This is a genomic window from Amycolatopsis roodepoortensis, assembly GCF_014873915.1.
Taxonomy (GTDB): domain Bacteria; phylum Actinomycetota; class Actinomycetes; order Mycobacteriales; family Pseudonocardiaceae; genus Amycolatopsis; species Amycolatopsis roodepoortensis.
On the sequence record NZ_JADBEJ010000002.1, the window covers coordinates 141,263 to 164,019 of the forward strand.

The 22,757-nt window shown below is 69.7% G+C and carries 20 protein-coding genes and 1 tRNA gene; 9 read left to right on the top strand and 12 right to left on the bottom strand.

Features of this window, described 5'->3' with window-relative positions:
- Positions 1 to 92: 92 nt before the first annotated feature.
- The 6 genes from H4W30_RS09805 to H4W30_RS09830 form a co-directional block, all read right to left on the bottom strand.
- Complete coding sequence (locus tag H4W30_RS09805) at positions 93 to 464, bottom strand: hypothetical protein (RefSeq protein ID WP_126737551.1); 372 nt, start codon at positions 462 to 464, stop codon at positions 93 to 95.
- Positions 457 to 3,198, bottom strand: a complete 2,742-nt coding sequence (locus tag H4W30_RS09810; protein ID WP_192742592.1) for an FtsK/SpoIIIE domain-containing protein — start codon at positions 3,196 to 3,198, stop codon at positions 457 to 459. The genes H4W30_RS09805 and H4W30_RS09810 overlap by 8 nt, the downstream gene beginning before the upstream one ends.
- Before the next feature lie 15 nt (positions 3,199 to 3,213).
- On the bottom strand, positions 3,214 to 3,459 hold the full coding sequence (locus tag H4W30_RS09815) for a hypothetical protein (protein ID WP_016337967.1): 246 nt from the start codon (positions 3,457 to 3,459) through the stop codon (positions 3,214 to 3,216).
- A 1-nt stretch (position 3,460) separates the two neighbouring features.
- Positions 3,461 to 3,721, bottom strand: coding sequence for a hypothetical protein (locus tag H4W30_RS09820; RefSeq protein ID WP_005167132.1), 261 nt, complete (start codon positions 3,719 to 3,721; stop codon positions 3,461 to 3,463).
- A 140-nt stretch (positions 3,722 to 3,861) separates the two neighbouring features.
- Positions 3,862 to 3,946: transfer RNA gene (locus H4W30_RS09825), tRNA-Ser, on the bottom strand.
- A 72-nt stretch (positions 3,947 to 4,018) separates the two neighbouring features.
- Positions 4,019 to 4,765 carry a PP2C family protein-serine/threonine phosphatase gene (locus H4W30_RS09830; RefSeq protein ID WP_192742593.1) on the bottom strand — a complete coding sequence of 249 codons (747 nt, stop codon included), beginning with the start codon at positions 4,763 to 4,765 and terminating at the stop codon, positions 4,019 to 4,021.
- A gap of 77 nt (positions 4,766 to 4,842) precedes the next feature.
- On the opposite strand from H4W30_RS09830, the gene H4W30_RS09835 reads away from it, so the two are divergent.
- From H4W30_RS09835 to H4W30_RS09855, 5 genes are all read left to right on the top strand, one after another.
- Positions 4,843 to 6,483, top strand: a complete 1,641-nt coding sequence (locus H4W30_RS09835) for an N-6 DNA methylase (RefSeq protein ID WP_192742594.1) — start codon at positions 4,843 to 4,845, stop codon at positions 6,481 to 6,483.
- Positions 6,484 to 7,368, top strand: a complete 885-nt coding sequence (locus H4W30_RS09840; RefSeq protein ID WP_192742595.1) for a serine/threonine-protein kinase — start codon at positions 6,484 to 6,486, stop codon at positions 7,366 to 7,368.
- A 93-nt stretch (positions 7,369 to 7,461) separates the two neighbouring features.
- Positions 7,462 to 8,106, top strand: a complete 645-nt coding sequence (locus H4W30_RS09845) for a L,D-transpeptidase (RefSeq protein WP_192742596.1) — start codon at positions 7,462 to 7,464, stop codon at positions 8,104 to 8,106.
- 122 nt (positions 8,107 to 8,228) lie between these two features.
- Positions 8,229 to 11,216 carry a PQQ-dependent sugar dehydrogenase gene (locus tag H4W30_RS09850; RefSeq protein ID WP_192742597.1) on the top strand — a complete coding sequence of 996 codons (2,988 nt, stop codon included), beginning with the start codon at positions 8,229 to 8,231 and terminating at the stop codon, positions 11,214 to 11,216.
- Positions 11,217 to 11,303: 87 nt separating this feature from the next.
- Positions 11,304 to 14,129: a PQQ-dependent sugar dehydrogenase gene (locus H4W30_RS09855; protein WP_192742598.1), complete on the top strand. Its 2,826-nt coding sequence runs from the start codon at positions 11,304 to 11,306 to the stop codon at positions 14,127 to 14,129.
- Between the two features lie 53 nt (positions 14,130 to 14,182).
- On the opposite strand, the gene H4W30_RS09860 is transcribed toward H4W30_RS09855, so the two are convergent.
- The gene (locus H4W30_RS09860) at positions 14,183 to 15,706 is read right to left on the bottom strand and encodes a 3-hydroxyacyl-CoA dehydrogenase (RefSeq protein WP_192742599.1); all 1,524 of its coding nucleotides are present in this window, start codon (positions 15,704 to 15,706) and stop codon (positions 14,183 to 14,185) included.
- A gap of 169 nt (positions 15,707 to 15,875) precedes the next feature.
- On the opposite strand from H4W30_RS09860, the gene H4W30_RS09865 reads away from it, so the two are divergent.
- Positions 15,876 to 16,070: a hypothetical protein gene (locus H4W30_RS09865; RefSeq protein WP_192742600.1), complete on the top strand. Its 195-nt coding sequence runs from the start codon at positions 15,876 to 15,878 to the stop codon at positions 16,068 to 16,070.
- A gap of 9 nt (positions 16,071 to 16,079) precedes the next feature.
- Positions 16,080 to 16,703 carry a TetR/AcrR family transcriptional regulator gene (locus tag H4W30_RS09870; protein ID WP_192742601.1) on the top strand — a complete coding sequence of 208 codons (624 nt, stop codon included), beginning with the start codon at positions 16,080 to 16,082 and terminating at the stop codon, positions 16,701 to 16,703.
- On the opposite strand, the gene H4W30_RS09875 is transcribed toward H4W30_RS09870, so the two are convergent.
- Positions 16,687 to 17,376 (bottom strand): TetR/AcrR family transcriptional regulator, encoded by a 690-nt coding sequence (locus H4W30_RS09875; protein WP_192742602.1) that lies wholly within the window; start codon positions 17,374 to 17,376, stop codon positions 16,687 to 16,689. The genes H4W30_RS09870 and H4W30_RS09875 overlap by 17 nt on opposite strands.
- A 117-nt stretch (positions 17,377 to 17,493) precedes the next feature.
- On the opposite strand from H4W30_RS09875, the gene H4W30_RS09880 reads away from it, so the two are divergent.
- On the top strand, positions 17,494 to 17,982 hold the full coding sequence (locus tag H4W30_RS09880; protein WP_192742603.1) for a nitroreductase/quinone reductase family protein: 489 nt from the start codon (positions 17,494 to 17,496) through the stop codon (positions 17,980 to 17,982).
- Positions 17,983 to 18,868: 886 nt separating this feature from the next.
- Here the strand turns inward: H4W30_RS09880 and H4W30_RS09885 are convergent.
- The 3 genes from H4W30_RS09885 to H4W30_RS09895 all read right to left on the bottom strand — a co-directional run bounded on the left by H4W30_RS09885 (position 18,869) and on the right by H4W30_RS09895 (position 20,965).
- On the bottom strand, positions 18,869 to 19,075 hold the full coding sequence (locus H4W30_RS09885; protein WP_126737250.1) for a hypothetical protein: 207 nt from the start codon (positions 19,073 to 19,075) through the stop codon (positions 18,869 to 18,871).
- Positions 19,076 to 19,142: 67 nt separating this feature from the next.
- Positions 19,143 to 19,799 (bottom strand): response regulator, encoded by a 657-nt coding sequence (locus H4W30_RS09890; protein WP_126737249.1) that lies wholly within the window; start codon positions 19,797 to 19,799, stop codon positions 19,143 to 19,145.
- Positions 19,796 to 20,965 carry a sensor histidine kinase gene (locus tag H4W30_RS09895; RefSeq protein ID WP_192742604.1) on the bottom strand — a complete coding sequence of 390 codons (1,170 nt, stop codon included), beginning with the start codon at positions 20,963 to 20,965 and terminating at the stop codon, positions 19,796 to 19,798. The genes H4W30_RS09890 and H4W30_RS09895 overlap by 4 nt, the downstream gene beginning before the upstream one ends.
- 52 nt (positions 20,966 to 21,017) lie before the next feature.
- On the opposite strand from H4W30_RS09895, the gene H4W30_RS09900 reads away from it, so the two are divergent.
- Complete coding sequence (locus tag H4W30_RS09900) at positions 21,018 to 22,079, top strand: hypothetical protein (protein ID WP_192742605.1); 1,062 nt, start codon at positions 21,018 to 21,020, stop codon at positions 22,077 to 22,079.
- Here H4W30_RS09900 and H4W30_RS09905 read toward each other — a convergent pair.
- Positions 22,073 to 22,618 (bottom strand): hypothetical protein, encoded by a 546-nt coding sequence (locus H4W30_RS09905; RefSeq protein ID WP_192742606.1) that lies wholly within the window; start codon positions 22,616 to 22,618, stop codon positions 22,073 to 22,075. The two genes, H4W30_RS09900 and H4W30_RS09905, sit on opposite strands and share 7 nt — an antisense overlap.
- Between the last annotated feature and the right edge of the window lie 139 nt (positions 22,619 to 22,757).

Below are 22,757 nucleotides of genomic sequence, written 5' to 3' on the forward strand. Positions count from 1 at the left end.
GCGTGATTGGAGGCGTAACTCACGTGATCAGGCGGCGCACACGCGTGATTGGAGGGCGAACTCGCGTGATTGGAGGGACGACACGCGGGAGGTCAGGAGCGTTTGGCGCGCCACCCAAGGGAAAGCACCGCCTGCACCAGCTCCTGGTAACTGGGCTTGACCTCTTCCAGGTACTTCTCCAGGTAGCCGGGCCGCGCGGTCGGCACCGGGCGCGGGGCCTCGTCGTCGGGCAGCCACGAGAGGCCTTCGACGTTGTGCTGCGCCATCTTCCACCAGCGCGTGCACCGGTCGACGGCGCGCTGCTCGCGTTCGGCGGCGTCCGCGACGGCCTGGTGCGCCTCGGCGAGGCGTGCCTCCAGCTCGTCCGCGCGGCCGATCTCCCAGTTGCGCAGGTTCTCCGCCGAAGCGCGCGCGAGGCCGACGATCTCCTTGTACCGCATGGCCGCGGTGATGCCGTCATCCATCGAGAAGCCCTTCCGGACGCTGGAACGGGATGATCACCTCAGGGGCACCGTGGGTGGTGCGGTCGAAGAACAGCGCCCGCCCCGGCCGTGGTGACCAGTGCACGACCTGGCCGGCGGCGAACGGCGACAATTCGTTGCCCTGGACGTCCAACGCCGCCCAGGTCCCGATGTCGTCCGTGCCCGCGAAACCGAGCGTGTCCTTCAGCCGCGCGATGCTGCGCCACCAGCCGATGGTGTGGACGCCGTGCGTCGGGCCCTGCTTCAGCAAGACCCGCAGCTGATCCAGGCCGCTCTTGAGCTGTCCGGGCGCCTTCGCCTCCAGCGCGGGGATCGACGCGTCGACGCCGTACAGCAGCAGCACCCGCGCTTTGTCCAAAGAGGACAGATTCTCCGCGATATCGATTACCCGGGCGGGCAGATCGTCGACAAGGGTGGCCTCGTGTCCGTCCGCGCGCAAGCGTTCGACCAGTTCCGCTACGGCGGGGACGGACGCCTCGATGGGGCACGAGAGCACGAACTCCACCGACCCGCAGTGATACTGGCGGGCGAGCGAGCGGGCGGCGGAGTCCATGATGGACAGTGCTTCCGCGGTCGCCGCGCCGAGGACGGCGACGTTACGTCCCGGCGCCTTCGGCAGCTCGACCCCGCAGGCGGCCTCGTCGACGTCGATGGACTGGCCGAGCAGTGCCCGCGGCCGGTCCGTCGGCTTCAGATCCGCGAACGCCGGAAACTGTTCCAGCACCGGGGAATGTGCCCCGTCGAACAGCCGTGGCCGCTTGAAAGACTCCGAGTATCGCTCCCAGAGCCGGTGCTGCAGCTTGTTGAAGACGTCCTTGGTGCTCGCGTCCGGCACGTGGGCGAGCTGGTTTCCGTGCGCCACCCCGGAATCGTGGTTGATCACCGCGTGCCACTTGGGCGCCGAGACCGCCGCGTTGTTGGTCTCGGCCAGCACGCGCCGCGCCTTCGGCATCGCGATCCGCAGCGTGCACTGCTCGAACACCGCCGGTTTGCCCCAGAAGGCCTCGATCCCGGCGACGTCCTGGCTCGCCAGCACCAGGTGGATGCCCTGAGACCGGCCCCGCCGGGCGATGTCCTCCAGCAGCTGGGTCGCGGTCGCGGTCACGCCGTCGCGGCCGGCGAACAGGTACTGGAATTCGTCGATCACCGCGACGATCCGCGGCCAGTGCCCGCCGGGATCCTGTTCGCGCAGGTCCGAGAGGTTGGTGACCTCGTGCAGTTTCGCCGCGGCGGACCGGCGGCGCAGCTCGTCGGCGAGGAACCGCAGCAGGGCCAGGCCGAACTCGCGGTCGGTGTTGACGTTGACCCCGATGAGTTTGGCGTGCGGCAGCCAGCTGGCGTCCCGCCGCCCCGGCGCGAGCCCGGCGAACGACACGCCCTCCTTGAAGTCCAGCAGGTACAGCGCGAGCTCGTCCGGCGAGTACCGCGCCGCGAGGCTGCCGAGCAGCGAGTACAGGAAGTTCGTCTTCCCCGAACCGCTCGGCCCGCCGATGAGCACGTGCGGGCTGGCGTCGCCGATGACGACCTCCACCGGCTCGCCCTCGAAGAACCCGACCGGCGCCCGCAGTTCGCGCGCCGAGCTCTCCTTGCCCAGTTCGGTCGGCAGGAGGTCGGCGAACGCGCGCGGCCCGCCCTGTTTGGCGATCAGCGCCTCGGCGATCCGCCCGGCGGCGCGGATGACCTGCCCGGACGGCATCGGCGGATCGAGATCGACGACGAGGTCCGGGCCGGTCATGCTGCTCTTCGCGTGCCGTTCGTCGTACAGGCTCAGCGATTCGACCGAAGTCGACAGCATGGTCGGCACGTCGATCAGGATCAGGCAGATCCCGGCCGCGAGTGCCCCGGTGGCGACCCGTTTCAGTTCGCGGGCGCGCTCCGGTTCGAGGGTCTCGCCGTTGCCGTAGAGCACCGCGACGCGGAACGGTTCGACTCGCTGGCCGCTCGCCCGTCGGATCTCCCGCAGCGACGTGTGTCCGGCCTGCATCCCGGTCGCGTGGATGCGGCGGATGTGGCCCGCCAGCTCGTCGAGGAGGTCTTCGAGCCGCCCCGGGTCGTACAACGTGAGCGCGCTCGTGCGGCTCAACGGATACAGGTCGGGCAGGATCGCGGTCAGCTGGCCGACGTCCCACAGGTGGACGCGCACCGCGCCGGGCTCGAACGTGCTCAGGATCCGCATCAGCAGGTTCTGCACGATGCCGTCCACCGCGGCCCTGGTCTTGGGCGCCGACGTGATGGACAGATGCGACTCGTCGAGCAGGGGTACCGCGACGTCGAACGTGCGCGGGACGTCCTTGCCCGAAACGGTCGCCGAACCGACGCGCCACAGCCCCGGCGCGGTGATGCCGGGATTCCCGCCGACGCGGCCGAGCCAGTTGCCCGGCGGCTGGCTCGCGGGCCCCGGCGCGTTGTGCGCGACGAGCTCGCGCAACGCGTTCGGGCCCGCTTCCCAGTCCGCGTAGAACTGGCCGCGCACGCTGCCGAGCAGGCCGAACACCTCGTTCGCGGCGGGATGCCGGGACCATTCGGCGTACTGGTCCGAGGTGGAGTTGTTCATCCCCACCCGGACTATGTGCTGCTCCAGTTCGAGTTTGGCCAGCTCCGCCTCGGCGGACTGGCGGGCGCCGGCGGCGGCGCCGAGGACGAGGCCGATCTGGTGCCGGACCCGCTCGAGCGCCGTAACGACGCGATTGCGCTGTTCACTCGCTTTGCTGCCCATACCGGCTCGCCGATCTCAGAGGCGGGATTGGTAACCGCTGACCAGGTCGTCAGCGGCGGAAAGGCGCGTCAGGAGGTTTTCCATTCCCTCGTCGGCCTGCGCCAGCTGCGGCGGCACCCATGGCACGGCTTGGGCCTGGGGTTCCACGATGGCGCGCCGGGACTCTTCGAGCAGGCTCCTGGCCCGCTCCGCGTGAGCGCGTCCGTCGGCGAGGCCGGTTTGGACGGCCGTCAGCAGCTGGTGCAGCTCCTCGAGGTACATGTCAGAGACGGGTCGAGTACGACTCGGCCGACGAGATGCCCGCCTGGATGGTGCTCTGCATGCCGGTGATGCCCTGCAGGGCCTCGGCGAGAAGCCCGTGCGCCTGGCTCACCTCGTGCTGGGTGCTGCCCTGGGTGGCCTGGGAAAGCGAAAGCTGGGCTTCTTCGAGAGACTGCGCTGCCTGCTGAAGTGCGGCGATACTCGCGGATGCCTTCTCGTTCGCGAGCGCGATACCAGCGCGGATCTCTTCGACTCCGGCCATTTTGGCGGACTCCTTGGGACGTCGGGGGCTGGAACGACCACTATTAAACTTAGCGTGATCAACTGACTCTGTTAAGTGAAGGTCCTGCTAAGTAATCAACAAGGCCCCGGACGTCGGAACGTCCGGGGCCTTGCTGACGGCGGAGGATACAGGATTCGAACCTGCGAGGGCGTGAACCCAACACGCTTTCCAAGCGTGCGCCTTAGGCCGCTCGGCCAATCCTCCGTGGGGAACGATACCGGATGCCCTTTCGTCCCCTCGAAGGCGGGTCTGACCTGCGGCCGCGGCTTCGAGGACTCAGGCCGGAGCAGGTGCGAGAACGTCGGCCACGACGCAGGTGATGTTGTCCGGTCCGCCGCCCTCGTTGGCCAGGTCGATCAGCCTCGGGACGGTCTCCGCGGGATCTTGGAAGGCCCCCAGGACGTCTTTGATAACGGTTTCGACAACCGTTGCCGTTAACCCGTCCGAGCACAGCAGGAGACGGTCTCCGGGCGCGGCGTCGAAGGTCCAGATGTCCGCTTCGCCGCTGCCGGTGCTCAACAGCGCCTTCATCAACAGCGAGCCGCGAGGGTGTCCCTCGACCTCCGAAGGGTCGATGCGCCCGTCGTCCGCGAGGGCCTGCGCGAGCGTGTGGTCGCGGGTGAAGCGCTGAAGCGTGCCGCCGCGCAGCAGGTAGCCCTTCGAGTCGCCGATGTGGGCGGCCGTGAAGTGGGAGCCGTCGAACAGCAGCATGGTCAGGGTGGTGCCCATGCCTCGCGTCTCGGGCTCCTGCTCGGCCGTCGCGGCGAGCCGGTCGTCGATGGCGCGAAGGCCGCCGGAGAGCACCTCGACCAGGTCGACGTCCGCGAGGTCGAAACCGTGGAGGTCCTTGTCGAGCCGGGACAGGACGCCCACAGCCTCGGCGCTGGCCACCTCGCCGTGCGGCTGGCCGCCGATACCGTCGGCGACGGCCAGCATCCTGGCGCTGGCGTAGACCGAGTCCTGGTTGACCTGGCGGCGCCGCCCGACGTCCGAGCCGGCGGCGTACCGAAGGGTGTACCTCATGGGACCCAGTAAAGCAGTTGTGTACTGAGTTCACAAACAAAGGGCTGGAATAGTCCGCTGTCGGTTACGATGCGGCGATGGAGGAGCAAGCCACCGTCACCGCGGCGGACATCGCGCGCATCGCCGGCGTCGGCCGCGCCGCCGTCAGCAACTGGCGCCGACGTTACGGCGATTTTCCGCCACCCGTCGGCGGGACGGCGTCGAGCCCCTTCTTTTCCCTGGTCGCCGTCGAAAAGTGGCTGCGTGAGCGGGGGAAACCGGTCGAGATCTCGCTCGGCGACCGGATCTGGCAGCGGCTGCGGAACCTCGGCGACGATCTGGCGCTCGGCGACCGGGTCGGCCGGGTGGGGTCGTACCTGTCGCGGCGGCACACGTGGACCTTGTCGCCGCGGTACGACGACGCCGAACTGCTCGAACTGCTGGACCGCTTCGCCGCCGAGCGGGGCGCGCGCGATGCCTTCGAGTTCCTGTGCGAGCGCTACGTCGAGGCGCACTCACGCCAGCTGTCCGTCACACCGGAACCGGTGGCGGCGTTGGTGTCCCGGCTCATCGGCCCCGCGCCCGGCGTGGTGCTCGACCCGGCGTGCGGGCTCGGGACACTGCTGCTCGCCTCCGGCGGGACCCGGCTGCTCGGCCAGACCGGCGATCCGGCGACCTCGTGCATCGCGGCGCACCGGCTGCTGCTCGCGGGCGCGGACATGGAGATGTACGGGGCGGACGCCCTGTCGATGGACTCCTTCGAGGGGGTTCTCGCGGACGCCGTCGTCTGTGACCCGCCGTTCAACGAACGGGAATGGGGCTACGACGAACTCGTCGGCGACCCGCGCTGGGTGTACGGCCAGCCGCCGCGCGGCGAACCGGAACTGGCCTGGGTGCAGCACTGTCTCGCGCACGTGAAACCCGGCGGGCTGGTCGCGATCCGCATGCCGCCCGCCGCCGCCGGACGCCGCACCGGGCGGCGGATCCGCGGGAACCTGTTGCGGGCCGGGGCCTTGCGCGCCGTGGTCACGGTCGGCGGCGCGGATCTGTGGCTGCTGCGGCGGCCGGAACCCGGGGAGCGGCCACCGTCCCGGCTGCTGCTGGCGACCGATCCGTCCACAGTGGAGGAACATCTGCGTGGTGCCGACGTGCCTGGCACCGTCCGGATCATCGATCTGCTCGACGAGGAGATCGACCTTTCCCCCGCGCGGTACCAGGATCGGGACGAACACGCGGGTGAGGCCTTTCTCGAAGTCCGCAGGTATTTCGAGGGGATCCGGCCGGAACTGCCGTCGCTGGCGGTGTCCGACGAGAAGCCCTCGTTCGTCACGATCGGCGAGCTGCTGAAGTCCGGCGTGCTGACCGTGCCGGAATCGGTGGCGGAGGGGGACGTGGTCGCTTCGCCCTCCGTTCCCGCTTATGTCCACAGTGGAGAGATGGTCGAGACCGAGCCGACGATGTCGAAGTACCGCACCGATCCCGAACGCCTGGACGCCGCCTTCCTCGCCGGATGCCTGCGCGCGGCGGGGCAGATCGCGCCGACCTCTTCGACCAGGATCGACCTCAAGCGCACCCGGATCCCGCGCCTGCCGATCGAGGCGCAGCGCGCACACGGCGAGGCGTTCACCCGGCTCGCCGCCTTCGAGGCCGCGCTCCGTGAGGCGGCGGAATCGGGCCTGGAGCTGGTGAGGCTAGGCTTGACGGGACTGACGGAAGGTCAACTGAGGCCGGGGAACTAGGTGCTGATCGCGGACCGTTACGAACTCGACGAGCTGCCGCTCGGCCGGGGTGGGATGGGCGCGGTCTACGCCGGCCACGACCGGCATCTCGGCCGCCGCGTGGCGGTGAAGTTCCTCGGGCTTCCCGGCGGTCCGGACGCCGAGCTCGAACAACGGTTCATCCGTGAGGCGCGGATCCTCGCGACCCTGGAACACGCGGGCGCGCCGACGCTCTACGACTTCGGCACCTACGACGAGCGGTTGTACCAGGTCATGCAGTTCATCGAAGGCGTGACCGTCGCCGACCTCGCCGCCGAACACGGTCCGCTACCGGTGCCGTGGGCGGCCGCGATCGCCGCGCAGGCGTGCGCCGTGCTGTCCGCCGCGCACGCGCTGTCCATCTGCCATCGCGATCTCAAACCCACCAACCTGATGCTGTGCCCCGACGGCAGCGTGAAGGTGCTCGACTTCGGGCTCGCGATGCTGCGCGAGACCGACGTCGCCCAGTTCACCCGCGCCGGGCAGATCCTCGGCACCCCCGCCTACATGGCGCCCGAGCAGATCCAGCGCGGGATCGCCGGGCCACGCAGCGATCTGTACGCGCTGGGCTGCGTCCTGCACGAAATGCTGACCGGCAGGCAGCTGTTCACCGGGCCGACGGCGTACGCGGTGTTCGAGAAACAGGTCAAGGAGAGTCCGGCCGAAGTGGACGGTGTCCCGCGTGGACTGAACGACCTGCTCGCGGATCTGCTGGAGAAGGACCCGGAACGGCGCCCCGCCGACGCGAACGAACTGTTCGGCAGGCTGGCCGGGTTCGCGCGGGACCTCCCGCCGCTGCCCGGATATCTGGACGAAGGCGCCAATCCGGGCCGGATGTACGCGCGGGTCGTCGGCCGCGTGCCCTGAGACGCGATCGTGACCATCCGATCAACAACCCCGGACGGGTGAGCTCCGTCTTTACCCATGTCGGACGGACTACGGACAACGGGGGTGCGGGTCGTGAAGAAGATCCTGGTGGGGGTGACCGCACTGGCCACCGCGCTGGTGCTGACCGCGTGTTCCGGCAACACCGGTGGCGGCGCGCCCGGTGGCGGTGGCGTCGCTCAGGGCGGGTCCACGACCACGTCGGCGCCGTCTGTGTCGTCTCAGACACCGTCGACCTCGTCCGCGACGCCGACACCGACGCCGAGCAGCAGCAGCTCCACGCCGAAGCCGACGTCCTCGAAGCCCAAGCCGAAACCCACGCCGAAGCCGACGCCCAAGCCCGCCCCGAACGCCGCCGACGTACCGTGCAAGGCCGCGCTGGCCTCGCCGGGTGTGAGCGCTTGCGTCGACCTCTCGGCGCTGAAGACGTGGCTGCTGCAGGACGGCAAGGTCATCTACGGCCCGGTCAAGCAGCTGCCCGGCAAGAAGGGCTACGCCACGCCGATGGGTGTCTTCCACGTTTCGGCCAAGGTCAAGAACTACCACTCGAAGCAGTTCGACGCGCCGATGCCGAACTCCGTGTTCTTCCTGCCGGGTATCGCGTTCCACACCGGCAGCCTCACGGTGTACTCGCACGGCTGCATCCACCTGTCCGCGGCGGCTTCGCAGAAGTACTTCACGTTGCTGCAGAAGGGCGGCGTCGTACAGGTCGTGCCCTGATCGCTGCACCGCGTGACGATCATTGCGGTTCGATTGCTTTGAGATAAATGAAAGCTCCCGACGGCAATGACTTCCCCGCTTCCGGCGACGTGCCATGACACGCCGGAAGCAGGGAAGCGCAGATGATCAGAAGCCGGGCACTAGTTCGCCTGTTCGCCGTACTGTCGGTTTCAATCCTGCTTCTCCCGGGATGGGTGGGCGCGCCGGAAGCGGCGGCAGCGCCCACCTTGCCGTCGGGTTTCGTGCTGCGTGATCAGCCGAGCGGTCAAGCCGCCTTCGATCTGACCGATTTCGCTTATCTGCCCGACGGTTCGGTGCTCAGTATCGGCAAGAGCGGCAAGGTCGCCTGGGTGCCCGCCACCGGGCAGGCGCGGACGATCGCGAACCTTCCCGTCCACGACGACGGGGACCTCGGCCTCGTCGGCTTGGCCGTCGCCCCGGATTTCGCCACCTCGCGCCAGATCTACCTCACGTGGTCGTTCGACACGAGCGGCGGCGCGTTCATCATGCGGGTGGCGCGCTGGACGGTGACCGGCACCGACGTCCCCACGGGGCTCGCGAACGAACGGGTGCTCGTCGACCTTCCCGGGTTCCACGACGTCCACGGCATCAGCGGGCTCGTCGCGGCGCCCGACGGGACCTTGTGGATTTCCATCGGTGACGCCGCCGACTTCACCCGCGTGGATCCCGGCGCGCTTCGCTCACTCGACCTCGATCAGCTTTACGGCAAGATCCTGCATGTCACCCCGGACGGCGCCGGCGTCCCCGGCAACCCGTACTACTCCGCCGCGGCGCCGAATGCCAATCGCTCCAAGGTCTTCGCCGGCGGTTTCCGCAGCCCGTTCCGGTTCTCCCTGGACCCGCGGCTCGGCCTTCCGGTCGTCGGGGACGTCGGCTGGAACACCTGGGAAGAGGTGGACGTCGTGCGGCCGGGGGCGAACCACGCTTGGCCCTGCTGGGAAGGAAACGCCCCCACGCCGGGATATTCCGGGCTCGCCGGTTGCGCGGGGGTGGTCAACACGGCGCCGATCACCGCGTACCACCACGGTTCCGGTGCCGACGAAGGGAACAGCGTCACCGCGGGGATCGTCTACAGTGGATCGTCCTATCCGGACGAATACCACGGCACGTTCTTCTTCGGGGACTACGTCACGCAGAAGATCTGGACGATGACCTACGACAGCCAGGGCAGGCTCGTCCGCGCGCCCGAGCGGCCGCCGAAGTTCACCGGCGTCGGCGGCCCGGTCGAGTTCGCGGCCGCGGCCAACGGGGACATCGTCTTCGCCGACATCCACACCGGGAACCTGCGTCGGCTCAGCTATCCGGGGACGAACGCCGAACCGGTGGCGGTGGCGGCGTCGAGCACCGAACCGTCGACGCGGACGGTGACCTTCGACGGTGCCGGTTCCTACGATTTCGACGGCGATCCGCTGACGTACCACTGGGATTTCGGTGACGGCACGAGCCAGACCGGTGTCCGTGTGACCCACGCCTACGGCGCCGGGGTCGAACGGGCGTCCGCGCGTCTCACCGTCACCGATCGGCTCGGCGCGTCCGCGAGCACCGACGTCGTCGTGGTGCCCGGAAACCATTCGCCGGAACCGGTGCTGACGGATCCCGGTTCGCGGACGTTCGCCGTCGGGGAACCGGTCGTCGTCGAGGCGACGGCCACCGACGCCGAGGACGGCGCGCTGCCGGTCTCGTGGAGCACGCTGATCCGCCATTGCCCGGAGGAATCGACCTGCCACGCGCATCCCGGCTCGCCGGGTGGCGGACCGGTTTTCACCGTGCCCTTCACCGATCACCAGGATTCCCGGGTCGAGATCACCGCGACGGTGACTGACAGCGCCGGCATGACGGCGAGCAGGACCTACGTCGCCATGCCGCGCGAACACCGGTTGTCCCTGGCCGCCAGTGTCCCGGCGGCGGTGAGCATCCCGGCGGAAGGCGGGGTCAACACCGCGATGGTGACCGAGGGTGCGACGTTCGAGGTCGTGGCGGACGAGATCGCCGCCGACGGCGTTTCGAAGTTCGCGAACTGGTCCGACGGGAGGACCACGCGCACGGTGACCGTCACCGTCCCGGCGGGCGACCTGACCCTGACCGCGAACTACCTCACCCCGATCGACCAGCGCTACCAGGCGGAACCCGCGCTGCGGCAACGACTCGGCGCGCCCGCCGGGCCGGAGGTCGCCGACGGGCCCGTGCGCTACCGGCCGTACGCGAACGGCAGGCTCTACTGGAGCGCCGAGACCGGAGTGAAGCAGATTGAGGGCGAAATCCTGGCGCGGTATCTCGCGCTGGGCGGGCATCGGACGTTCGGGCCGCCGGCGACGGACGAGACCGCCACGCCGGACGGAGTCGGCCGGTACAACCACTTCCCGTACCGGCCGGGCCCGGGGCCGTCGTCGATCTACTGGACCCCGTCGACCGGCGCGCACGCGGTTTACGGGCGGATCCGGGTCAAATGGGCCGCGCTCGGGTGGGAGCACGGGCCGATGGGATACCCGACGACCGACGAAATGGGCACTCCGGACGGTGTCGGCCGCTTCAACCATTTCAGCAAGAACGCGTCGATCTACTACACCCTGCAGACGGACGCGCGTGCGGTCTGGGGTCGTATCCGGGTCAAGTGGGCGGCGCTCGGCTGGGAGCACGGGCCGATGGGGTACCCGACCACCGATGAGTCAGGCACACCCGACGGTGTGGGGCGGTACAACCACTTCACCAAGGGCAGTTCCATCTACTGGACGCCGTCGACCGACGCGCACGGGATCTACGGGGCGATCCGGCAGCGCTGGGCGGCGCTCGGCTGGGAGCACGGGCCGATGGGATACCCGACCACCGACGAGTCAGGCACACCCGACGGTGTGGGCCGCTTCAACCACTTCACCAAGGGTGGCTCGATCTATTGGACGCCGTCGACCGGCGCGCACGGGGTCTACGGGGCGATCCGGCAGCGCTGGGCCGCGCTCGGCTGGGAGCGGTCGTACCTGCGCTACCCGACGACGGACGAGTTCGGCATCCCCATCGGACGGCAGAACAGCTTCCAGGGCGGTTACGTCACCTGGAACCGGAGCACGGGCCAGGTGATCGACCGGCGGTGGTGATTACGGTTCAATCAAGCCACTCGAAAGAGTGAAATGCGCAGGTGGGCCCGGTCGATTGGACGTTCGACTGGGGAAAGGGGCCCACCCATGCCTTCGAGATTCCGTGCGCTCTGTCAAGCCGTCGCGGTGGTGCTGCTGGCGACCGTGCTGGTGCCGTCGACGTCCACTCCGGCGGCCGCGGCGCCGCTGTTGCCGTCCGGCTTCGTCCTGCGTGACCAGCAGAGCGGGCAGGCGCCGTACGACCTGACCGACTTCGCCTACCTGCCCGACGGCTCGATCCTGACCACTGGCAAGGCGGGCAAGGTCGCTTGGGTGTCCACCACCGGCCGGATCAGGGAAATCGCGAACCTGACCGACGTCCGGACCGCCAGTGACCTGGGCTTGACCGGCATCGCGATCGCGCCCGACTTCGCGACTTCGCGCAAGATCTACACGGCGCGCGCGGTGAATCAGGCCGGTGGCGGGTTCGTCCTGCGGGCGTCGAGCTGGACGGTGTCCGGCGCCGCGGAACCGACCGGGTTGACCGGCGAGAAGATCCTGATCGAAGGCCCCGGAAACACCGACGTCCACGGCATCACCGGTGTCGTCGCCGCCCCCGACGGCACGGTGTGGGTCTCGATCGGCGACAGCGCCCGCTTCCAGGGCGCGGCGGATCCGTTCGCGCTCAACGTGTACGACCTCGACACGATCTACGGCAAGATCTTCCACGTCACCTCCGACGGTGCCGGTGTACCGGACAACCCCTACTACGCCGCCGCGAACCCGGATTCCGTGCGCTCCAAGGTTTTCGCGACCGGTTTCCGCAGCCCGTTCCGGTTCAGCATCGACGCGAGCACCGGTCTCCCGGTGGTCGGTGACGTCGGCTGGGGCACGTGGGAAGAGGTCGGCTTCGTCCAGAAGGGCGCGAACCACGGTTGGCCGTGCTTCGAGGGGAACCAGCGGACCGACGGTTACTCCGCCATGCCGCAATGCGCTTCGGCCGTGAACACCCCGCCGATGCTGGCGATCCCGCACGGCCAGGGCCCCGACAACGGCAACAGCGTCACCGGCGGCATTGTCTACAATGGAGAGTCGTATCCCGAGGAATACCTTGGTGCGTACTTCTTCGGCGACTACGCCACGCAGAAGCTGTGGACGGCGAAGTACGACACGCAGGGCCGCGTCGTCCGTCCGCCGGAGACGCCGCCGAAGTTCAGCGGTATCGGCGGGCCGGTCAAGTTCGCGGCCGCGGCCAACGGCGACATCGTCTACGCCGACATCTACACCGGCCTGCTGCGGCGGCTCAGCTACACCACCGGGAACAAGGCGCCGATCGCGGTCGCCACTTCCGAGACGAACCCCGGAACCCGCACGGTCTCCTTCGACGGCAGCGGTTCGTACGACTTCGACGGCGACCGGCTGACCTACGAATGGGACTTCGGCGACGGCACCACCGGCACCGGGGAGAAGGTCAGCCACACCTACGCGGCCGGGACCGAGAGGTTCACCGCCGAACTGACGGTGAAGGACGGCTTGCAGGCGTCGGGGAGCACGAACATCGCCGTGGCGCCCGGGAACCACTCGCCGAAGCTGACCATGACCGATCCCGGCGGCAGCCTGTTCGCGGTCGGCGAGGAGGTCGAGGTCGGCGCGACCGTCATCGACGTCGAGGACGGCGATCTGCCGGTCACCTGGACCACCCTGGTCCGGCACTGCCCGGAGAACGCGGTCTGCCACGCGCATCCGGCCGAAAGCGGCACCGGCCCCGCGTTCGCCATGCCGTTCACCGATCACACGGACTCCAACCTGGAGTTCACCGCGTCGGCGACCGACAGCGCCGGGGTCACGGTCTTGAAGACCTACGTGGCGAAGCCTCGCGAGCACCGGCTCACTCTCACCGGCAACGTCGCCGCGGCGCTCGGCATCACCGCGGAAGGCGGGGCGGCGTCGGCGATGGTGGCCGAAGGCGCGACCGTGGAGATCCAGGCGGCCGAGGTCGCTTCGGACGGCGCGTCGACCTTCACCGGCTGGTCCACCGGGGCCGCCGCCCGGCTCACCACCATCACCATGGGCGCCGCCGACCAGACGATCACGGCGAACTACAGCACCCCGATCGACAGGCGCTACCGCGACGAACCCGCGCTGGCGCAACGGCTCGGCGCGCCGACCGCGCCCGAGGCCGTCGACGGGACGGTCCGCTTCCGCACCTACGAGCGCGGACGGCTGTACTGGTCGAAGGACACGGGCGTGCGGCAGATCGAGGGCGAGATCCTCAAGATGTACCTCGCCGCCGGCGGGCACGTGAAGTTCGGCCCGCCCGCGACCGACGAACAGTCCACTCCGGACGGTGTCGGCCGGTACAACCACTTCCCGGTCTGGCCCGGCGTCATGCAGGCGTCGATCTACTACACCGTCGGAACCGGCGCGCACGCGGTCTACGGCATGATCCGGCGGAAGTGGGCGGCGCTCGGCTGGGAGCACGGTCCGATGGGATATCCGGCCACCGACGAAATGGGTACGCCGGACGGTGTCGCGCGCTACAACCATTTCAGCAAGAACGCGTCGATCTACTACACCCTGCAGACGGACGCGCGTGCGGTCTGGGGTCGTATCCGGGTCAAGTGGGCGGCGCTCGGCTGGGAGCACGGGCCGATGGGGTACCCGACCACCGACGAGACCCCCACGCCGGACGGCGTCGGCCGCTACAACCACTTCACCAAGGGCGGCTCCATCTACTGGACTCCGTCGACCGACGCACAGGGGGTCTACGGGGCGATCCGGCAGCGCTGGGCCGCGCTCGGCTGGGAGCATTCGTACCTGCGCTACCCGACCAGCGACGAGTTCTCCGTCTCCGGTGGACGGCGGAACAACTTCCAGGGCGGCTACGTGTTCTGGAACGGCACCACCGGCGCGGTGACCGACCGCCGCTGGTGATCCGCGCGTGAAGGCCCCTTCACTCGGCTGGGGCCTTCACGCGCTTCGGGGTCTCAGCGGAGCAGATCGGCGGGGGTGGTTCCGGTCGAGGCGAGCGGCAGGCCGAGCGCGACGCGTTCGGTGAGCCAGGCGCTCGGCCGGTAGCGCTGGTCGCCGGTGCTCGCGACGAGCCCGCGCAGGACCCGCAACACGAGCTCCGCGCCCGTTTCGTCGCCCCAGGTCAGCGGTCCGCGCGGGTAGCCGAGGCCGAGCCGGACGGCGGTGTCGATGTCCTCCGGCGTCGCGAGCCGCTGCCCGGCGATGAAGCAGGCGGTGTTGACGATCGACGCCAGCAGTCGCTGCGCGATCGGCGCGGGACCGTCGCGGACCACGGTCACCGGCAGGCCGGTCGCGGCGAGTGCGCCCCAGGCGGTGCGGCCGGCGGCCGGGTCGAGCGCGGGGTGGACCGAAAGTGTCAGGCGTTTCCTGTAGCCGCCGAGCGGGTCGACGCCGACGACCCGCTCCGCCGGGAGGCCCGCCGCGCGCGCGGCGTCCACAGTGGACGAACCGATCGGGCTGACGATCAGGACGGTGTCCGGGTAGGCGGAGTGCACGACCTGGATCCCGGCCGAAGAGAGCAGCGTGCCGAGCCGTTCGTCGTCGACCCACACCGGTGTGGCCGGGGCCTCCGGCGCGGCCGGTTCCGGCTCGACCTGCTGCTGTCCGTCGACATAGGAGTAGAAGCCTTCGCCGTTCTTGCGGCCGAACAACCCGGCGGCGACGCGGGGGCGCGTCAGCCACGACGGCCGCAGCCGCGGTTCGCCGTGGAAACCGCTCCAGATGCTTTCGAGCACCGCGTGCGAGACGTCGAGGCCGGTTAGGTCGAGCAGTTCGAACGGGCCGAGTTTCAGGCCGAGCACGTCACGGGCGATGCGGTCCACCTCGGCCGGGCTCGCGATCCCTTCGGCGAGGATCTGCAGCGCCTCCGTGCCCAGTCCGCGGCCGGCGTGGTTGACGAGGAAGCCCGGCGCGTCGCGGGCGAGGACGGGTTCGTGTCCCCAGCCGCGGACGAGTTCGGTCACGGCGGGCGGCAGCCAGGCGGCGGTCCGCGCGCCGGGCACGACCTCGACCAGCCGCATCAGCGGGACCGGGTTGAAGAAGTGGAGGCCCAGCAAGCGGCCGGGATCGGTCAGCGCGGCCCCGATCTCGGTCACCGAGAGCGAGCTGGTGTTGGTGGCGAACACCGTGTCCGGCCCGCACACGCGCTCCAGTTCGGCGAACAGCGTGCGTTTGATCTCCAGGTCCTCGCGCACCGCCTCGACGACCAGGTCGACGCCGTCGGCGGGGGCCAGCGGGCCCTCGGCCGCGATCAGCCTGCCCCTGGCCGACTCGGCGGCTTCCTCGCTGATCTTGCCCTTCGAAGCGAGCTTGCCGAGCATCGCGCCGACGTGCTCGATGGCCTCGCCGACCGCGTCGGGCCGGGCGTCGGCGAGCTCGACCTCGAGCCCCGCCGTCACGGCGAGCTGGACGATGCCCCGGCCCATCACCCCGGTTCCGATGACCCGGATCCTGCCGACCTGCTCCGCCCACTTCTCCACCGCGAGCCGCCTTTCCCTCGAAGTCGTTCCAGGCGTGACGCTAGCCGCCACGCCGATATCTCGCCCGGAAGGGTGATCCGTGCCCTGCTCGGCGTAAGGCCGCCTGCCCGGCGCGGTCTCCTCCGCGAAAACCGAGTGTTCCGCGCCCCACCCCGAAGGGAAAGCTCCCATGGCCACCGTCCCCGCCGCCGCAGCCGTCCGGACCACGCCGTTGCTCCTCGTCGCCGTCCTCTTCGGCGCCGTCGCCGCTTTCCTGGCGAGCCAGGCGTTGTGGTCGCTCACCGCGCTGGCCGTCGTGGTCGCCGCCGCCGTCCTCGCGGGCGGGGTGTGGCTGACCGGCCGGAAGGCGAGCGCCGAACTCTAAGATCGCCGGGTGACGGCGAAACGCTTGACGCGGGAAGAAAGCCGCGAGCAGACCAGGCAGCGCCTGCTCGAGGCGGCCGCCGAGCTGTTCTCCGAACGCGGGGTCAACGGCACGTCCGTCGAGCAGATCGCCGAACGGGCCGGATTCACCCGAGGTGCGTTCTACGGCAACTTCGACGGCAAGCACGAGCTGGTCGTCGAGCTGCTGCGCCGCCGGACCCAGCGCGAGGCCGAGGAGGTCTCGGCGCTGCGAGAGGGCGTCGGCTCCTTCGCCGAGATGATGGACCGGCTGCGCGCGTGGAACGTTGAGCGCGCCGAACACCTCGCCGGCTGGCTGACGCTGCGCACCGAGCTGGCGCTGTACGCGCTGCGGAATCCCGACGCGCGCCCGCTGGTCGGGGAAGGCGAGAAGTCGACAAGGGCGCTGCTGGAGACCTCGGTCCGGACGGAACTCGCCGCGCGCGGCGTCGAACCGCCCGCCGACCCGGCCTTTCTCGCGCTGATCCTGCACGCGCTCGAGGACGGTCTCCTGTTGCAGCGTTTCCTCAGCCCGGAGGGGACCGGCGACGAGGACGTGGTGGACGCCGTCCAGCTGCTGATGCGATCGTGGACCGCGCTCAGCCGGTCATCTTGATCCCGGTGAACTCGGCCATCTGCCGGATCCCGTGCGCGAAGAAGTCGTCCGCCGGATCCACCGAGCCGACGTACTGACCGAACAGCTCGAAGTTGATCATCCCGAACAGCTGCGTCCAGGCCATGATCAGCCGGGAGGCGGTCTCCGGGGCCAGGTTGATCTTGAGGATCCCGGTGAGGGCGTCGAGCTGGTGGTGTAGCGCGACGGGTATGTCGCCGACCTCCGTCTCGATTCGGAGGTTCGCGTCCCGCAGGACGGCGACCAGTGCGAACGCCACCCGGCCGGCGGGGGCGACGGTGTCCTGCGGGGCTTGGTAGCCGGGGATCGGTGAGCCGTAGATCAGCGCGTACTCGTGCGGGTGCGCCTTCGCCCAGGCACGGACCGCGTGCCAGATCGACTCCCAGCGCTCCAGCGAGGTCTTCTTCGGGTCGTCGGCCGCCTCCGCGGCTTCGCCGACGGCGTTGTAGGCGTCGACGATCAGGGCGGTCAGCAGCTCTTCGCGGCTGGAGAAGTACCGGTAGAGCGCGGAGGAGACCATGCCCAGCTCCCGCGCCACCGCGCGGAGCGAGAGGCCGAGCGCGCCGACTTCGGCGAGCTGGCGGCGGGCTTCGTCCTTGATCTCGCGGGTGAGCTCGGCGCGGGCGCGTTCGCGCGCGGTCTGGGTGGCGGCCATGCTCTCACCATAGAGCATCGCACCAAAAAGAGAGCACTGCTCTTGACATGATGCACCGCTCCGGTGTTCACTGCTCTTAACAGAGAGCACTGCTCTCGCAGACTTAGAGGAGACGAGATGACCACCGCCGCTTCCGCCGCCATCACCGCTTCCGGCAACGCTTCCGACAACGCCGCCCGCTACCTCAAGCCGGCCAAGGCGACCAGCGCGTTCAACGAATTCGTGCTCAAGCTGACGAGGCTCGGCGTCAGCGTCCTGGGGAGCCGGGTGCTCTCGGTCCGCGGTCGCAAGAGTGGCGAACTGCGCTCGGTCCCGGTCAACCTGCTGAAGCTGGACGGCGAGCGCTACCTGGTCGCGCCGCGTGGTGTCACGCAGTGGGTGCGCAACCTGCGCGTCGCCGGTGAAGGCGAGCTCAGCGTCGGTCGCCGCACCGAGACGTTCACCTACACCGAACTCGCCGACGCCGAGAAGCCCGAAATCCTGCGCGCCTACCTCAAGCGCTGGAAGTTCGAGGTCGGTGTTTTCTTCGACGGTGTCGACGCGAAGGCGTCCGACGAGAAACTGCTGGAGATCGCGCCCGGCTACCCGATCTTCAAACTCGCCTGACCCCGCGACCCACGCCCACCCACCCACGGCACGCCCCACCCACCCTCTTAAGCACGCACGCGAGTCACGCCCACTCGCGCAAGTCACGCCTCCACTCACGTGAGTCACGCCCCCAGCCACGCGAGTCACGCCCCACTCGCGCAAGTCACGCCTCCACTCACGCGAGTCACGCCCCAGTCACGTGAGTCACGCCCCCAATCACGCGAGTTACGCCCCCAGCCACGCGAGTTACGCCTTCAAACACGCGAGTCGCGGCCCCAATCACGTGAGTTACGCCTTCAAACACGTGGGTTACGTCTCCGATCACGGGAGTCACGGCTCCGATCACCTGCGTCGCGTCTTCAATTCTGCGCCGACCGCCCGCCGCCGACGCGTGCCCAGCCAGCCGACTCGCGTGATTGACAGGACGGCTCGCGTGACTGGATGGCCGACACGCGTGATCAGACGGACGGCTCGCGTGATCAGACGGACGGCTCGCGTGACTGGAGGGCGAACTCGCGTGATCGGAGCCGTAACTCGGGTGATTGAGGGCGTAACTCGCGTGATCGGAGGCGGAAGTCGCGTGATTGGGGGCGTAACTCGCGTGGTTGGAGGTGGAAGTCGCGTGATTGGGGGCGTAACTCGTGTGATCAGAAGGACGGCACAGCCGTGATCGGCCGAGCAAGCGTGTCGTCCCGCTGAACACGCGAGTCGTCCGTCCAATCACGCGTGTCGTCCCGCTGAGCACGTGTGTCGGCCATCCAGGCTCGGGGGTCGGTGGGCTGGGCAAGGTGACGGCGGGGCGGCGGCCAGAGGAGCCCGGAAGGCCGGAAGCGGAGAGGAGGGAAGCGGAGGAGAGGAGGGGGAGCGGAGAGGAGGGGGAGAGAGGGAGCGGAGAGGAGAGGGGTCAGTCGTCGGTGGGTGCCCGCCGCGGGCGGCGGGCGGTGGCGGCCACCAGCACCACCCCGATCAGGAACGCGACCAGCCCGATCAGGAACCACAGCTTCTGCCCGGTCATGAAGCTGCCGGTCAGCACGCCGGCGCCCTGGAGCACCCAGACGCCACCGACCAGCAGGAAGACCAGCCCCACCGTGAGCGTGACCCAGCGTTTCATCCACAGCTCCCCGCCTCGACGTGCCCTGCGGTGATTCTGGCACCGGGCGCCCCGTCCGGCGAACCGATCACCGTCCGCCGACGAGACCGTTCCGGTAGGCGTAGACGACGGCGTGCACCCTGTCCCGCAGCCCGAGCTTCGCCAGGATCCGGGACACGTGGGTCTTCACCGTCTCTTCGCCCACGTGCAGATGCGCGGCGATCTCCGCGTTGCTGGAGGCGTCGGCCACGAGCAGGAGGACTTCGCGTTCGCGTGACGTGAGCCGTTCGAGTTCCGCCGGTTCGGCGGCCGCGGGTTCGATGCTGGTGGCGAAGGTCGACACCAGCCGCCGGGTCACCGTCGGATCGATCAGCGCGTCGCCGCGCGCGGCCACCCGCATGGCGGAGACGAGCTCTTCGGGGGCGAGGCTCTTCAGCAGGAACCCGCTCGCGCCCGCCCGAAGCGCGCGGTAGACGTACTCGTCCGAGTCGTAGGTCGTCAGCACGAGGACGCGGGTGTCGTTCCCCGGCGCGGACATGATCGCCTCGGTCGCGGCCAGACCGTCCAATTTGGGCATCCGGACGTCGAGCACGGCGACGTCCGGCCGCAGCGACGCCGCCTGTGCGACGGCGTCACGTCCATCCGCCGCCTCGCCGACGCATTCGAAGTCCGCCTGGGTGTCCAGTACCGCGCGCATCCCGGACCGGAACATCGCGTGGTCATCGGCGAGTAGTACCCGGATCACTGTGCCTCCAAAGGAAAACCGACGCGGACCCGCCAGTTCCGGCCGTCGTCGAGCGGTCCGCATTCCGCGTGCCCGCCGAACAACGCGACCCGTTGCCGGATACCGGCGAGACCGCGTTTCGTCGACTCGGCCGCGGTGTTCGCGCGGCCGATCTCGTTCGTGATCGTGAGGACCACCTCCGTCTGCCGGTAGGCGAGATCGATCTCGACGATCCCACCGGAGCCGTGCCGGAGCGCGTTCGTCAGCGCCTCCTGCGCGATGCGGTACAACGCGATGTCCACCGAACCGGGGAGTTCGCGCGGTCCGCCGTGGCTCGTCAGCCGCGCGGGCAGCCCGGCGGTGCGGAGGTTGTCGAGCAGCTCGTCGAGGTTGTCCAGCCCCGGTTGCCGCTGCGCGTCGCCGTTCTCCTTGCCGTGCAACAGGTCCAGCAGACGCCGCAGATCGGCCATCGCGGCCCGGCTCGACGATTCGACCGCCGAGAGCGATCGCCGGACGGCCGGTTCCCCTTCCGGCAGCCCGAGCCGCGCGGCGCCCGCGTGCACGCCGATCGCGCTGACGTGGTGGGAGATCACGTCGTGCAGGTCGCGGGCGATCGTCGTGCGTTCTTCGGCGACGGCCCGGCGGACCGCTTCGGCTTCGTGCTGCTGCCGTTGTTCCTCCGCTCGCTGGAGGTCGGCGATGTACGCGCGCCGCGCGGTCGTGTATCGGCCGACCATCCACGGGAGCAGCCCGCTCACACCGACGTCGATGAGCAGCAGCCGCCAATCCCGGTCGGCCCGGTCGACCGGGATGATGTTGCAGGCGAAGAGCCCGGCGAGCATCGCCGCCAGTGCCGCCAGCGCCGGTCTGGTCGAAAGCCAGGCACCCGCGCGGTAACCGGCGATCAGCACGCCCGCGTTGGTGGCCTGCAGGTAATGGTCGTACGGGTACAGCAGGAGCGGCGCGGCGGTGAGCAGCGCGCCGTGCGCGGCCGACACCCAGCCGGAATACCGCGAAGGCCCGGCGAGCGCGACGTTCGCCAGGATTCCGCCCAGCAGCACCACCCACGCCGTCCAGCCGAGTGAGAGCGGCGGGCCCGCGATGAGGAACAGCCCGGCGTCGGCGACCAGGCAGACGGCCGCGACCGCCCAGGCCTGTCTCGCCAGCGAACCACTGATGTCCCGCACGCGCTCAACTCTGCCCTATTTCGCTGGACAGGGGTTCCTAAGATCGAAAGCCATGGGGACCGCGAAGACGCCCGTGCTCTGGACGACCGGAGCGCCAGGCGCCGGGAAATCCACCACGGCCTGGGGTTTGTACCGACGGATCGTGGAAGCGGGCGGCAACGTCGCGTACGTCGACATCGACCAGCTCGGGCTGATCGGGCCGCCGCCCGGCGGCGGGGACGCCGCGCACGCGATCAAGGCGGCCAATCTGCTGCGGGTGCTGGAAATCCTGCGTGCGCGGGGCGCCGCGCAGCTCGTCGTGTCCGGGGTGGTGGACCCGGCGAAGCCGTACATCGAGAGCCCTGGCTTCGACCTCACGCTCGTCCGCCTGACGTGTGATCGCGACGAACTCCGGAGCCGGTTCCTCGGCCGTGGCTCACCCGCGGCGGCCTTGCCCGCTCTCTTCGAGGTGGCGGACGCCTACGACAGCGCCGGTTTCGGCGAAGAGATGGACACGACCGGCCAGCATCCCGGCGAGACCGTCGAGGCGCTGTTCCATCGCTGCGTCGTGGACGCCGGAAGTGTCCGGCCGCCGGACCCCGGACAGCCGCAGCCCGGACCGGTGACCGTGGTGACCGGCCCGACGGCGGTCGGCAAGTCGACGGCCGCGTTCGCCGCGCTGCGTGACCTGTGGGAGCGCGATCTTCCCGTCGCGTACGTCGATCTCGCGCAACTCGGGTTCGCGCACCCCGGCCCGGATCCGTCGCTGGAAGCCGCACTCCTGTCGGCCGTCTGGCGTGGCTATCGCGACGCGGGCGCGAAGCAGCTGATCGTCGTGGCCCGCGAATTCCGCCCGGAGCACCGGCGGGTCTTCGACGCGGTCACCGTCGTCCACCTCGACGCGGACGAACCGTCGCTCACCGAGAGAGTCCGGCGCCGGGCCGAGGGCGAGTCCGCGTTGCTGGCGGGCGACGAACTCCGCGGCGCGCCACCCGGCGTACGGGACCGGGTGGCCGCGCGCGCGATCGCCGAGGCGGCCCGGATGCGCCGTTCCGGCGATCGCGTCGTCCTCGACACCTCCGGACAGGAACCCGCCGAAACGGCCGCCGCGTTGCTCGCCGTCGTGGCTCAGTAGCGCCGCTGGCCGTCCTGGCCCTGTCCGGGCGGCCCTCCGCGCTGGTTCTGCCCGGGTTTGGCGATAGTCGTCGCCGTCGCGGTGCTCCCGGTGACCTTGGCGTTCACCGTCACCGTCTCGCCGGTCTTCGGTTCACCGGTCTTCTTCGTCGACGCGTCGATCGTGTAGACCTGCTTGTAGCCGTCCTTGCTGGTCAGGCTGACGGACGTCGCGCTGATCTCGGTGATCTCCCCGGTCTGCGTCCGCTCGGTGCGGTAGCCGCCGTTGCCGTCGGACACGACGAAGTCGCCGTGCAGCGTGTCGCGCGGCATGCCCCCGTCGGGGCCGATGAGCACCCGGCCGCCGCCGGGGCCGCCCATCATCCCGCCCTGTTCGGTGCCGTTGGCGGCGGTTCCGGCCCAGATCGCGGCCCCGCCACCGGCGGCGATCACCACCGCCGCCCCGGCCGCGATCGCGGTCTTGCGGCCCGACCAGGTCTTCTTGGGCTCGCCTTCCGGGGCGGGCGCGCCCCATTCGGCGGGTTGGGTCGGTTCGGTCATCAGGTCGCCTCCGTGTACTCGGTTGCGGCCATGCTCGGCGCCGTCGCTGTGCGGGAGCTGTGCCACCGGTGGGCACGCGCTGTGATTCCTCCCCGGCAGGGTGATCGTTCACAGGAAACGCACAGGCGGCACACAGAGA